Origin of the sequence: Amycolatopsis sp. NBC_01488, from assembly GCF_036227105.1 — a bacterium.
GTDB lineage: Bacteria > Actinomycetota > Actinomycetes > Mycobacteriales > Pseudonocardiaceae > Amycolatopsis.
Map to the genome: position 1 here is coordinate 6,465,771 of NZ_CP109434.1, position 12,449 is coordinate 6,478,219.

Sequence of the window (12,449 nt, forward strand, 5' to 3'; positions counted from 1 at the left end):
GGGGGGTCCTTCCGTCGCCGGGTGGGGTGCGCCCGAGCCTGGCCCGGCCGCTGCCGCCGGTGATCAGCCCGGAGGACGAAGTCCCGGCCGGCGGCTCGGTCCCGGGTATGAGACGGCTCAGCGCGCGCGGCGGCGCCGGGACCGAGATCATGGGCTCATGACCCGTCCGGGACTCGGCGTCGTCGGCCGCCGCCTGGTGCAGTTCCTGCTGGACGAGATGCTCGTCTTCGTGCCCATGCTGCTGCTCGCGATCGCGGTGGTCTGGCTCTTCCACCCGCACGGCCTGGCGCTGCTGACGTTCCTCAAAGTCGTGCTGTACACGATGCTGGCGCTGGATTTCGTCGGCCTGGTGTTCGTGATGGTGTGGTGGCCGTACAAGCACGGCGGCCAGACGCCGGCGATGCGCTGGCTGCGCCTGCGCGTCCAGACGCTCGAAGGCGGCCACCCGTCGCTGGGCGCGTTCGTCGTCCGCGACCTGCTGATGCTGGTCGACGGGTTCGCGTGGGGACTCGCGGGCATCGTCGTGATGCTGGTGACGCGCCGCCGTCAGCGGTTCGGCGACGTCGTGGCGCGCACGGTCGTCGTGCGCGTCCCGCGGCGCCGCAACGGCGTCGGCGACTCAGCGGACCAGGCCGCTTTCCCAGGCCCAGATGGCGATCTCGGTGCGGTTGCGGGCGCTCAGCTTGCGCTTGACCGCGCCGATGTGGGTCTTGACCGTCGGCAGCGAAACCACCAGTGAGCGGCAGATCTCGTCGTTCGTCTCGCCGCGGGCCACGGCCTTCACGACGTCCAGCTCGCGGGGGGTGAGCGGGTTCGCGGGCTCCGTCGCGTTCGGGGAACCGCCGCGCGTGAAGTGCTCCAGCAGCCGCGTCGTGATCGCGGGGGAGACCAGGGCCTCGCCGTGGGCGGCCGCGTGGACGGCCTCGATGAGCAGGTTCGGCCCGGCGTCCTTGAGCAGGAACCCGCACGCGCCGGCGCGCAGGGCGGCGTGCACGTTCTCGTCCAGCCCGAACGTCGTGACCATCACGACGTGCAGCGGCTCCGGGACGTCCGGGCCGGCCAGCAGCTCGGTGGCCCGCAGCCCGTCGACGCCGGGCATCCGGATGTCCATCAGCGTGACGTCCGGACGCAGCTCACGCGCCAGCCGCACGGCCTGGTCGCCGTCGGCGGCCTCGCCGACGACCTCGATGTCCGGCTCGCCTTCGAGGATCAGCCGGAACCCCGCGCGGACCATCGCCTGGTCGTCGGCGATCAGCACTCGCGTCGGCAACCCCGGTCTCCCCTCGCCTCGCCTCAGCCGGGTTCGAGCGGCAGCCGCGCGACGACGCGCCAGCGCCGGCCTTCCGCCGGTCCCGCGTGCACCGTACCGCCCACCGCCGCGACCCGCTCCGCCATCCCGAGCAGGCCGTAGCCGCCGCGGCGGGCGGGCCGGGCGGCGCCGTCGTTGACCACCTCGACCCGCAGCTCGCCGGGGGGTTCGTGGTGGACGAGCACCCGGACCTCGGCGGCGTCGGGCGCGTGCCGGCGGACGTTGGTGAGCGACTCGGTGAGGAGGCGATGCGCGGTCGTCACGACTTCCGGCGCGACGGCGAGGGTGGCGAGATCGGGGCTGACGTCGAGGTGGATGCGGTCGTCGTCGGGCACCGCGCGGTCCACGGCGGTGGCGAGGTCCGCGGGCGGCACGAAGAGGTCCTCGTCGCCGGTCCGCAGCGCGCCGACGAGCCGGCGCATCGCGGAAAGCGCTGTCGCGCCCGCGGTTTCGAGCTCGGCGAAGGTCGCGGTGTCGCCGCCGGTGCGTTCGGCGACGCGGTGCGCGGCCTGCACGCGCACGACGATGCCGGTGATCTGGTGGGCGACGAGATCGTGCAGTTCGCGGGCCAGCCGAAGCCGTTCCGCGGAGCGGAGTTCGAGGACGTCGACGCGGTGGCGGACCTCGGCGTCGCGCAGGACCAGGCCGCCGGCCAGCGCGCCGCCCCAGACGACCGCGGCCCCGGCGGCGTAGAGCGCGGCGGGGGAGCCGGTGCCGTAGCGCAGGATCGGCGCGAGCGTCGCGGCGGCGCCCCCGAGCACCGCCTGGATCGTGGCCGCCCGGGGCGGCAGCCGGTGGCAGCAGGCGCCGACCAGCAGCGCGATCGCGAGGGCTTCGGCCGCGCCGGGCTGCGGCGGCAGCCGCGTCCCGGCCGCCGCGAGGAGAGCCGCGATCGTCGAGCCCAGCAGCGAAAGCCCCGACACGGCGGTGGCCAGGCCGCCGATGTGGTCGGGGAACCGGCGGCGCAGCACGGCCAGCAGCGCCAGGACCGGGCCGACACCCGGCGCGAACTCGACGGCGATGGTGACGAGCTGGCCCTGGCCCGGGAAGACCCGGGCGGCGAAGACCATGTCGAGCACCACCAGCAGCCCGAGGACGACCGCTTCGGCCACCAGCGGGCCGCGGCGGCCGGTCCACGGGATCCCCGGCCGGCTGGCGAAGGTCATCTGCCGATGGTGCCCCACATCGCGTCCCGGTGCTTCGCTCCCGTCGAGAGTTCGTACCTGGGTAGGAGCCGGCGGCGGAATCTCGTACCGCCGGTTGATCGCTCCCGCCGTCGCTCCCGGAAGGCTGGGCGCATGAACCGATTCCTGATGCGAGAGGCCGAAGTGGAGACCGGAAGCCGGCGCGGGAAGATCGAAGGCCTGCCGGGCTGGTACTTCGTGCTCGTCGGGCTGCTGGTGGCGAGCAACGACCTCAGCCTGCAGTTCAGCGACCGGTACGAGTGGGTGGCGTTCCTGCCGCTCGTGCTCGTGGCGGTGCACCTGACGCTGTGGTTCACGCTGCTGTCGCGGCGCCGCAAGTACCTGCGCGCGGTGTGGCGCAGCAAGCAGGCGCTCGGGCTCGTCGCCGTGCTCTTCGCGCTGCGGTTGGGGCTGCAGGTCGGGCTGACCAAGCTGACCGACAGCGCGGCGCCGTTGCACAGCTACACCCACCTGATCCTCGGCCTCGTCATGCTGGTCGTCACGACGGCCGGCGCCTGGTTCGACCAGTGGCTGATCCTGCGCGTGGTGAACCGGGACGCCTGAGCGTCAGCTGGTCCCGCGCACCACGAGCCGGTGCGGCGCGACGATCGACCGCGGTGGCCCCGGTTCGGCGGCCAGGCAGTCGAGGGCCAGCTCGGCGATGCGGTCCTTGTCCGGGGACACGGTCGTCAGGGCCGGGACGCTGAACCGGCCGTCCTCGATGTCGTCGAACCCCACCAGCGCCAGGTCGTCCGGCACGGCCACGCCACGGTCGGCCGCGGCCCGCAGCGCGCCCAGGGCGAGTTCGTCGGTGAAGCAGAAGACGGCGTCCGGCGGTTCGGCGCGGTCCAGCAGCGCCAGCATCGCGCGGTGGCCGTCGGCCCGGTGCAGGCGCCGGACCGGGATCTCCAGCCAGGGCCGGTCCGCCTGGGCTTCGCGGTAGCCGGCGAGCCGCTGGCGGGCGGTCGCGTTGAGCGACTCCGGCTGGATGCCCAGCGCGGCGATGCGCCGGCGGCCGGTCGCCAGCAGGTGTTCGGTGGCCTCGCGCGCGGCGGCGACGTTGTCGATCGCGACGTGGTCCACCCCGGTCGTGCCGTCGTGCTCGCCGAGCAGCACCAGCGGGACGGTGTCCGTGCGCGCGGCCAGCTCCGCGGGGGCCACCGCCCACGGGCTGAACAGGACGCCGTCGACGAGCTGGCTGCGCCGGCCGTGCAGCAGCTCCTTCTCCCGTTCGGCGTCGCCGTCGGTCTGGTCGATGAGCACGGTCAGGCCGCGGCGTTCGGCGATCCGGACGGTCCGCGCGGCGAGTTCGGCGAAGTACGGCGAATCGATCTCCGGGACGACCAGGGCCACCAGCCCGGTCCGGCCGCGCCGCAGCGTCCGGGCGGCCAGGTTCGGCCGGTAGCCGAGCGCGTCGATGCTCGCCTGCACCCGCTCCCGGGTCGCCGGCGCGACGTAGCGGAAGCCGTTGACCACGTTGGACACCGTCCGCACCGACACCCCGGCGTGCTCGGCCACGTCCCGCAGTTTCGGGTTCACGTCGGCCAGCCTACCTCTTGCAACGTGGCATGCCACGTTGCAAACTGAGGTGGCACGCCGTCTCATCGCCTCGGAGGTTCCGGATGACCGCGCTCTTCCCGCTGAGTCCCGTCGACGTCGAGTCCCTGACCGGCCGGCTGTACGAGGACGGCATCATCGGCCTGCCCCAGGCGTTCCCGCGCGAGTGGGTGGCCCGCCTCGGCGAGGACATCGACGCGGCGTTCGCCGAGGCCCGAGCCCGGCCGGACGGCGCCGTCGGCCGCGGTCCGAACCGCTACTACGTCGAGATCCACCCGGAACAGCTGCGCGGGTTCGCCGACCTGGCCGGGCACCCGTGGATCACCGCGGTCGCCGAAGCCGTGCTGGGGCCGGAGTACCGGATCGTCGAGGTCGGGTTCGACGTCCCGCTCGCCGGCGCGGTCGACCAGCCGTGGCACCGCGACTTCCCGATGCCCGAGGAGACGGCCCGCCACCGCAGGCTGAACTCACTCGCCGTCAACGTGACCGCCGTCGACACCGAGCCGGACATGGGCCCGTTCGAGATCGCCCCCGGCACCCACTGGGACGACGGCAGCGCGTTCGACCACGGCATGTTCCCGCCGCGCTCGGCCTACCCGCGCTACCACTCGCTCGCGGTGCGCAAGTTCCCGCGGAGGGGCGACATCTCGATCCGCTCGGCGCTGACCGTGCACCGCGGCACGGCGAACCAGTCGGCGAAGTCCCGGCCGGTGCTGGTGCTGGGCCTCGACGCGCCGGGCGCGGGCAACGACGAGCGGCACGACACCGCCGTGACGCACGGCTTCTGGGCGTCCCTGCCGGACTCGGTGCGCGCCCACCTGCACTGCCCGATCGTCGACACCCTGGAGCCGATCACCCAGAAGCACACCATCGAGGGGCTGGTGATGGGCGAGGAGGAACCCGGTTCCTGATCCGGAGGTTTGCCCGCCCGGCTCGGGGGCACCTCAGTGTCATGGTTGAAGCAGGGATCACCGAGGTGTCGGGGCGGGCCGGGGTCGTCGCGGGGTTGCGCCGGGTACTGCTGGCGTTCGGCGTCGGAGGTGCGCTGGCGTGCCTCGCCTGGATGGCGTTGTGGCTGGCGATGCACCTGTAGCAGCTAGAACTCGTCCGAATCCGTCAGTTCGTGCTCGAGCGAGTCCGCCCGGGCGACGACCGCCTTGAGCGGACGCTCGAACTCGTGGCCGATGCTGAGGTCCTCCAGCGGCACGGTGTGCTTGAGCAGCGCGACCCCGTCGACCACCGCGGCACCGCCGACGGCCGACGTGCCGGCCAGCTCGAGCAGGCGGCGCAGGTCGAGCTTGTCGGCCCAGCCGACCGGTGAGGAGATCTCCACCCACGCGCCGCCGTGCAACTCCTCCACGTGGTGCACGGTCACCTGCTGCGTCCGGCCGTCGGGGCCCTGCAAGCGGAACCGGAGCCAGCCGTCGGTGTCCTCCAGGACCTCGAACCGCGTCCGGACAAAGTTGATCACATCGGTCCAGGTGGTCACCCGCTCCGCCTCTCCCTCGGGCCTGTTGCGCGACCGCAGCATCTCAGATGATTCCGGCTTCGATCAGCTGGGGCCAGATTTCACTCTGGTCCGCGACGGTGACGCCGTGCTTCTCCGCCTTCGTCAGCTTCGCGGCGCCGACGTCGGCGCCGGTGATGAGCAGGTCCGTGCTCGCCGACACCGACGACGCGATGGTGGCGCCGGCCTTCTCGCAGAGCCGCTGGAACGTCGGCCGGGGAACCTTTTCGCCCGAGCGCGGGTCGTTGATCGAGCCGGTGACCACGACGGTCTTGCCGGCCAGGGGAGCGCCGGCCGCGACGACCGGCGGCAGGTCTTCTTCACGCACGTCCAGCGAAACGCCACGTTCGCGAAGCCGCTCGAGTTCGGGTCGTAGCCGAGTGAGGTGCTCGATCAGTGACGCGGCGACCTTCGGCCCGATGTCCTCGACGGCGACGAGCCCGTCCACTCCGGCCTCGGCGACGTCCTCCAGGGACGCGAAACCCGCCCGGCACAGGCGGGCGGCCGTGCCTTCGGAGGCCATCGGGATGGCGAGCCCGATCAGCGCCCGCCGCAGCCCGACCGACCGGCTCCCGTCGATCGACTCGATCATCCGCGTGGCCGAGACCTCGCCGATCCGGTCGAACTCCAGCAGCCGTTCCTTGGTCAGCCGGTAGAAGTCGGAGGGGTGCTCGAGGTCGCCGGACTCGGCCAGCCGTTCGATCCAGACGCCGCCGATGGCGTCGATGTCCGCCGCGGCCCGCGACGCCCAGTGGATCAGCCGCCGCACGGTCTGGGCCGGGCAGGAGACGTTGGTGCAGAACAGCTCCCGGCTGTTGCCCTGCTCGGTCAGCGGCTGCCCGCACGACGGGCACGCGGAGGGCGGAACGATCTCCCGCTCCGCACCGGTGCGCTGGGACGCGTCGAGCACGCCGGCCACGAACGGGATGACGTCGCCGGCGCGGCGCACCAGGACGGTGTCGCCGATCTTGATGCCGCGGGCCTTGATCACCTCCTGGTTGGCCAGCGTGGCGCGGGTGACGGTGGTGCCGCCGACGAAGACGGGTTCCAGCCAGGCGACCGGGGCGATCTTGCCGGTCTTGCCGACGTCCCAGACGACGTCGGCCAGGATGGTGGTCTTCTCCTCGGCGGCGAACTTGAAGGCGAGCGCCCCGCGCGGCGAGCTGGACCGCGTGCCGGCGGCGGCGTAGGCGTCCCGGTCGGCGAGCCGCAGGACGGCGCCGTCGAGGTCGTAGTCGAGGTCGTTGCGCTGCTGTTCGATCTCGCCGATGACCTGTTGCGCGCTGCTCGCGTCCCCGCAGCGGCGCATGTCGGCGGCGGTGAAGCCGAGGGTCTGCAGCGCGCTGCCGAGGTCGGTCTCGGCGCTGTCGGGGTCGGTGTCGAGGTCGAAGGCGAAGAACCGCAGCCGCCGTTCGGCGACGGTGGCGGGGTCCTTGGCCCGCAACGTGCCGGCGGCCGCGTTGCGCGGGTTGATCAGCGGCTTGTCCGGGTGCGCGACGTTGTAGGCGGCGAAGGTGGAGCGCAGCATCACCGCCTCGCCCCGGACCTCGACGCGGCCGGGGGCGGCCAGCCGGTCCGGGATCCCGTCGGTGAGCGCCCGGACCAGCGGGGTGACGTCGTCCCCGGTGGTCCCGTCGCCGCGGGTGACGGCTCTCTTCAGGCGCCCGTCTTCGTAGACGACGGCCAGCGAGAGGCCGTCCAGCTTGGGCATGACCACGACCGGCTGGCCCGGGAAGCGGTCGAAGAAGGCCTCGACCTGTTCGGGTTTGGTGGCTTTTTCCAGGGAGAGCATGGGCCGCGAGTGCCGGATCGGAGCGTGCAGGACCGCCGGCGCGCCGACCTGGTCGAGAGGGTTCGGATCCGGGGTCAGCTCCGGGTTCGCGTCGACGAGCTGCCGCAGCTCGTCCTCGATCGCGTCGTACTCCGCGTCCGCCACCACCGGCGAACCCCGGTAGTAGGCGTCGCGGAGGACCATGATGCGGTCGGCCAGTTCCGGTATGCGCTCCCGTGCTTCCACGGGGAAGAACTTACCGGGCGGGTCCGACAGTTCCGGTGTCTGCGGGGCACGTCGGGCATTCCGCGAGGTGCGGCCGCGGGCGGGGTTCCGCGTGTTCACCCGTCCGGGAACCGCGCGCCGACCTCCTCGACCTCCGGCAATCCCACCAGCTCCGCGAAATCCCTCAACCCCGGCAGCTCGCGAACCGCCTCGGCCGGCGTCCCGTCGCGCGCGATCCGGCCCAGCACCTTCCGCATCGCCTCGGTCGCCGCGAGCAGTGTCGAGATCGGACAGATCACCAGCCGGAACCCGAGCTCGCGCAGGCGGTCCCGGCCGAGCGGCGGGGTCTTGCCGCCCTCGGCCCAGTTGAACAGCAACGGCACGTCGGCGAACGTCGAGGCCACTCGTTCGATCTCGGCTTCGGACTGCAGGGCCTCCACGAACAGCAGGTCCGCCCCGGCGTCGCGGTAGCGGCGGGCACGGTCGATCGCCGCGTCGAGACCCTCCACCGCCCGGGCGTCCGTGCGGGCGATCAGCAGGAAGTCGGGGTCGCTCCGGGCGGCCACCGCGGCGCGGAGCCGGTCGGCCATCGTCGCGGCCGGGACGACGCGCTTGCCTTCGAGGTGGCCGCAGCGCTTCGGGGCCACCTGGTCCTCCAGGTGGATCGCCGCGACGCCGGCCGCCTCGTACTCGCGGACCGTGCGGATCACGTTCAGCGCGTTGCCGTAGCCGGTGTCCGCGTCGGCGATCACCGGGACCTCCACCACCGAGCGGATGCGGGCCGCCGCCTGGACCATCTCGGTCATCGTCAGGAGGCCGACGTCCGGGCGGCCGAGCAGCGCCGCCGTCGTGCCGAAGCCCGTCATGTAGACCGCCGGGAAGCCGGCCGCTTCGACCAGGCGGGCGCTCAACGCGTCGTACGCGCCCGGCGCGACCACGAGGTCGTCGCCGGCCAGCAGCACGCGCAACCGCGCCGGTCCCGGGACCCGCGGACCCAGCAGGTCGGCCACGGCGATCACCTCCTCGCGGGGGCGTTCCCGAGCTGTCCCGGCGCCAAACCCACCCGCTGGAACACGATCTTCTCGTACGGACCGGCCGTGCCCGTCTCGTACAGGATCCCGGCCGTCGCCGGGTCGGCCTGCACCAGGTCGGAGTAGGCCGCCGGCCCGCTCGTCAGCGTGGGTCCCGCGCGCCACGTGCGCCCGCGGTCGCCGCTCAGCCGCAGCTGCATCACCGCGCGCGTGGCCGGGTCGGCCGGCCCCGAGTACAGCAGCAGCCACGGCACCGTCGTCTGCAGCACGCTGCCCTCGACCTTCGTCCCGGACAGCGACGGCTGCACCTGGTACGGCCGGACCAGCGTCTGCCCGCCGTCCACGCTGTAGCCGTCGACGCGGTGCCCGGCGGCCGAGCCCTGGTTGCGGCTGGAGAAGTAGAGGGTGCCGTCGGGCAGCTCGGTCGCCGACGTCTCGTTCGCGGCGACGACGCCGTCGGTGCGGTCGTCGGTGAAGCCGATGTGCCAGGTGCGGCCGTCGTCGTCGCTGTAGAGATCGTGGCCGCCGTAGTACTTCGGTTCGGTGCCGACGTCGGGTGAGCCGGCCGGCGGGGAGCTGGAGTGGTTGGCGGGCACCACGATCCGGCCTGCGTGCGGGCCGTGCCGCAGCAGCGTCGCGTGCCCGGGACCGGTGGCGTACCACCGCCAGTCCGGCCGCTTCGCGTCGGCGGTGATGTCGCGCGCGGGAGACCAGGTGCGGCCGTTGTCGCGGCTGCGCAGCACGAAGACGCGCCGGGTGTCCTGATCGGCGGCCTGCCCGGACATGATCTGCTTCTCCGAGACGAGTCCGTTGTGGACGGTCAGCAGCACGAGCTCGCCGTCGCGCGCGAGCACCGGCGTCGGGTTGCCGGCGGTGGCGTCGCCGTTGCTGTCGACCACGGACAACGGGCCCCAGGTGCAGCCGCCGTCGCGCGAGGTGCGGGACACCGTCCGGATGGCCCCGGAGTCCCCGGCCGAGTCGCGCCGTCCCTCGGCGAACGCGACGAGCGCGCCGTTCGCGGCCCGGACCACCGCGGGGATGCGGAAGGTGTCGTAGCCCTCGGTGCCGGAGGTGAAGGGCACGGACGACCCGCACCCGTGCACCGGGCCGGCCGTGGCCGCCGGGGCCGCCGGCAGTCCCAAAGCGGTCGCTGCCAGGAGAATCGTGCTGAACCTGCGAATCGGGGACACCGGTTCGACCTCCTCGTCGAGGTAGGACATGGGATGTCTGACGTCCTATGTCCCGACAACCTAAGGAGGCAAGCGGCGTCCGTCAAGGAGAACGCTGGGTCACCGGCCGGGCACAGAACCCAGGCGCCGGTCGATCAGCGACCGCGGGTCCGATTGGCCGCACACGGCCCGAAGTACCGGCACTCCACCAGCGCGCGGACGTCGTGGGCCCGCGCCCGCGGCTCCAGCTCGTCCAGCACCGCCGTCAGCGTGCCGAGGTCGACCCGGCCGTCCCCGGTGAGCGGGAACTGGCGTTCGGCGGTGTCGTGCTCCGCGCACCCGCTGCCGCGCAGGTTGCCCGCCGGGACGACCGCGAACACCACCTCGCCCTCGTCGCCGAAGGTGAAGTAGCACTGCAGGACGACCGGGGCCGTGTCGCCGACCGGGTTCGTCCGCTCGCCGCCGAAGCTGGCCGGGTACGACCAGCCCGCCGTGCAGTCGTCGAGGAACTTGACGTCCGCCGGGCCGGTGTCGCCGTCGAGCCGCCAGCCGCGGCTCAGCACGTGGTCGTGCACCTCCAACTGGCGGGCGATGAGCTGCGGCGCGGTCATGCTCCCAGTGTGGCCCAGCCCGTCCGCCACGATCGGGTGACCTACCGAAGGGGGTGGCCCGCGGACGCGAAGCCTGATAAGCCTCTGCGCGTGACGATGGACCTGCACAGCATCAACCCGTGGGAAGTGTCCTTTCTCCGCGAAGAGGTCGGCGGGTACTTCGCCCACGGCGTCGAGCTCGCGCCCGGCGCGACCGTGCTCGACGTCGGCGCGAACGTCGGCGTCTTTTCGGCGGCGGTGTACGAACGGCTCGGCGGCGACGTGCGGATCTACGCGTTCGAGCCGTTGCCGCCGCTCTACGAGAAGCTGGACCGCAACGGCCGGGACTTCTTCGCGGGCCGCCTGAAAGCGCTGCCCTTCGGGCTCGCGGCCGGCGAGGACGAGCTCGACTTCAGCTACTTCCCGGGCGCGACGATCTTCTCGTCGTCGTGGCGGGACGAGGGCAACGTCGAGGCCGAGCGGCGGCGGGTCACCGCCAGCATCGTCGAGATGATCCGCCAGGGTGGGCTCGGTCCGGCGGCGCGCCGCGTGCCGGCGCCCGTCCTGCGTGGCCTCGTCGGCCGCAAGCTGCGGGTGCTGCGGCAGCTCGAGACGCACCGCGTCCGCGTGCGGCCGCTGTCCCCGGTGCTCGACGAGGAGGGGATCGACCGCGTCGACCTGCTCAAGGTCGACGTCGAAGGTGCGGAGCTCGAGGTGCTCCGGGGGATCGAAGACCGGCACTGGCCGCTGGTCCGGCAGGCCGTCGTCGAGGTCGAGCGGTGGACGGAGAACCGCGACCGCGTCCGCGAAGTCTTCGCCACGCGCGGGTTCACGGTCGAGGCGGTGCAGGACCCGGTCCAGCGGGCGGCCGACATCGGGATGGTTTTCGCGCTGCGGTGACGCCGGGACCCGGATGCCTTGCCGGGCAAGGGGTTCCGCCTCACGCGTCGACCAGGTGGTCCCGCAGCAGTTCCCGACGCCGGCGGTCCTTGGCCCACCACCTGCGGGCGCCGGGCTTGCGGGCCTCGTACGCCAGCTGCTTGACGGTGCCGCGGCAGATCAGCTCCTTGACCTTCGCTCCGAGGCGGCCGCCCAGGTGGAGCCGGATCGCCGTGTCGTCGCGGCGGGAGAACTGGAAGATCCCGGTGCGGCGCCCGAGGCTCAGGCACAGGCCGGCGAACCCGACGTCCGCCGCGGCCGGCCGGTTCCCCGCGAGCCGGCTGAGCACCGTCTCGGCCGCCTGCGGGCCCAGCTGGACCGCCGACTGGCAGCCCATCCGGTACGGCAGGTCCGACGGCGCCGCCGCGTCGCCGGCCGCGACGATCCGGTCGTCGTCCACGCTCGTGAGCGTCTCGTCCGTGCGCAGGCGGCCCAGGGCGTCGGTGCTCAACCCGCTGCGCGCGGCCAGGTCCGGCACGCCGAACCCGGCGGTCCAGACGGTGAGCGCGCTCGGCAGCTCGCGGCCGTCGGCGAGCCGCACGGCATCGCGGGTCACCTCGGCCACCACCGCGTCGGCGAGCACGGTCACGCCCAGCTTCGCCAGCCGCCCGGCCACCGCGCGCCGGCCACGGGGGTGCAGGGACGGCCCGAGCTCGCCGCCGCAGGCCAGCGTCACCACGTGGCCCGCTTCCGCGAGCTCGGCCGCGGTCTCGATCCCGGCCGGCCCGCCGCCGACCACGGTCACCGTGGACGCCGTTCCGGCGACCGCTCGCAGTCGCCGAGCCTCCTCGAAAGTCGTGACGGGGTAAGCGAAATCGGGTGCCTGCGCGCCGGCGCTGCCGACCGCGTAGATCAGATAGCCGTAGCCGAGCTTGCCGCCGTCCGCCAGCGTCACGGTGCGCGCGGCCGCGTCGATCCGGGTCACGCTGTCCACGACCAGCCGGACGTGCGCGGCCAGGACGTCGCGGTAGGCCACGACCGCGTCGCCGGAGCCGCCGGCCAGCTGGTGCAGCCGGATCCGTTCGACGAAGTGCGGGCGCGGGTTGACCAGGGTGACGGTGACGTCTTCGCGCCGGGTGAGGCGGTTGGCGGCCATGACGCCGGCGTAACCGCCGCCGATCACGACGACCTCGGTGGGCTCGCTCATGGTGTCTCCTTCTGTGCCGG

At 73.2% G+C, this 12,449-nt stretch carries 15 protein-coding genes; 6 read left to right on the plus strand and 9 right to left on the minus strand.

The window, feature by feature from the left end; all coding sequences use genetic code 11:
• Positions 1 to 26: 26 nt before the first annotated feature.
• Positions 27 to 161 (plus strand): hypothetical protein, encoded by a 135-nt coding sequence (locus OG738_RS30685; protein ID WP_329046097.1) that lies wholly within the window; start codon positions 27 to 29, stop codon positions 159 to 161.
• Positions 158 to 739: an RDD family protein gene (locus tag OG738_RS30690; RefSeq protein ID WP_329046098.1), complete on the plus strand. Its 582-nt coding sequence runs from the start codon at positions 158 to 160 to the stop codon at positions 737 to 739. The genes OG738_RS30685 and OG738_RS30690 overlap by 4 nt, the downstream gene beginning before the upstream one ends.
• Here OG738_RS30690 and OG738_RS30695 read toward each other — a convergent pair.
• Positions 620 to 1,270, minus strand: a complete 651-nt coding sequence (locus tag OG738_RS30695; protein WP_329046101.1) for a response regulator transcription factor — start codon at positions 1,268 to 1,270, stop codon at positions 620 to 622. The two genes, OG738_RS30690 and OG738_RS30695, sit on opposite strands and share 120 nt — an antisense overlap.
• A 23-nt stretch (positions 1,271 to 1,293) precedes the next feature.
• Positions 1,294 to 2,475, minus strand: coding sequence for a sensor histidine kinase (locus OG738_RS30700; protein WP_329046103.1), 1,182 nt, complete (start codon positions 2,473 to 2,475; stop codon positions 1,294 to 1,296).
• A 132-nt stretch (positions 2,476 to 2,607) separates the two neighbouring features.
• Between OG738_RS30700 and OG738_RS30705 the strand changes: the two genes are divergently transcribed.
• On the plus strand, positions 2,608 to 3,057 hold the full coding sequence (locus OG738_RS30705; RefSeq protein WP_329046104.1) for a hypothetical protein: 450 nt from the start codon (positions 2,608 to 2,610) through the stop codon (positions 3,055 to 3,057).
• Positions 3,058 to 3,060: 3 nt separating this feature from the next.
• On the opposite strand, the gene OG738_RS30710 is transcribed toward OG738_RS30705, so the two are convergent.
• Positions 3,061 to 4,032: a LacI family DNA-binding transcriptional regulator gene (locus tag OG738_RS30710; RefSeq protein ID WP_329046106.1), complete on the minus strand. Its 972-nt coding sequence runs from the start codon at positions 4,030 to 4,032 to the stop codon at positions 3,061 to 3,063.
• A gap of 83 nt (positions 4,033 to 4,115) precedes the next feature.
• Here OG738_RS30710 and OG738_RS30715 point away from each other — a divergent pair, with 83 nt between their 5' ends.
• Positions 4,116 to 4,961 (plus strand): phytanoyl-CoA dioxygenase family protein, encoded by an 846-nt coding sequence (locus tag OG738_RS30715; protein WP_329046107.1) that lies wholly within the window; start codon positions 4,116 to 4,118, stop codon positions 4,959 to 4,961.
• A 41-nt stretch (positions 4,962 to 5,002) separates the two neighbouring features.
• A complete protein-coding gene (locus OG738_RS30720) occupies positions 5,003 to 5,143 on the plus strand; it encodes a hypothetical protein (RefSeq protein ID WP_329046110.1) in 141 nt (46 codons plus the stop codon).
• A 3-nt stretch (positions 5,144 to 5,146) separates the two neighbouring features.
• On the opposite strand, the gene OG738_RS30725 is transcribed toward OG738_RS30720, so the two are convergent.
• The 5 genes from OG738_RS30725 to OG738_RS30745 all read right to left on the minus strand — a co-directional run bounded on the left by OG738_RS30725 (position 5,147) and on the right by OG738_RS30745 (position 10,364).
• On the minus strand, positions 5,147 to 5,539 hold the full coding sequence (locus OG738_RS30725) for a hypothetical protein (RefSeq protein ID WP_329046111.1): 393 nt from the start codon (positions 5,537 to 5,539) through the stop codon (positions 5,147 to 5,149).
• Between the two features lie 43 nt (positions 5,540 to 5,582).
• Positions 5,583 to 7,574, minus strand: a complete 1,992-nt coding sequence (ligA, locus tag OG738_RS30730) for an NAD-dependent DNA ligase LigA (protein ID WP_329046113.1) — start codon at positions 7,572 to 7,574, stop codon at positions 5,583 to 5,585.
• A gap of 95 nt (positions 7,575 to 7,669) precedes the next feature.
• Positions 7,670 to 8,563 (minus strand): isocitrate lyase/PEP mutase family protein, encoded by an 894-nt coding sequence (locus OG738_RS30735; RefSeq protein WP_329046115.1) that lies wholly within the window; start codon positions 8,561 to 8,563, stop codon positions 7,670 to 7,672.
• Positions 8,564 to 8,568: 5 nt separating this feature from the next.
• Positions 8,569 to 9,666: a sialidase family protein gene (locus OG738_RS30740; protein ID WP_329046117.1), complete on the minus strand. Its 1,098-nt coding sequence runs from the start codon at positions 9,664 to 9,666 to the stop codon at positions 8,569 to 8,571.
• A gap of 242 nt (positions 9,667 to 9,908) precedes the next feature.
• On the minus strand, positions 9,909 to 10,364 hold the full coding sequence (locus OG738_RS30745; RefSeq protein ID WP_329046119.1) for a hypothetical protein: 456 nt from the start codon (positions 10,362 to 10,364) through the stop codon (positions 9,909 to 9,911).
• A 96-nt stretch (positions 10,365 to 10,460) separates the two neighbouring features.
• Between OG738_RS30745 and OG738_RS30750 the strand changes: the two genes are divergently transcribed.
• The gene (locus tag OG738_RS30750; RefSeq protein WP_329056892.1) at positions 10,461 to 11,243 is read left to right on the plus strand and encodes an FkbM family methyltransferase; all 783 of its coding nucleotides are present in this window, start codon (positions 10,461 to 10,463) and stop codon (positions 11,241 to 11,243) included.
• 40 nt (positions 11,244 to 11,283) lie between these two features.
• Here the strand turns inward: OG738_RS30750 and OG738_RS30755 are convergent, their stop codons facing one another.
• Positions 11,284 to 12,429, minus strand: coding sequence for an NAD(P)/FAD-dependent oxidoreductase (locus tag OG738_RS30755; protein ID WP_329046120.1), 1,146 nt, complete (start codon positions 12,427 to 12,429; stop codon positions 11,284 to 11,286).
• Positions 12,430 to 12,449: the final 20 nt, after the last annotated feature.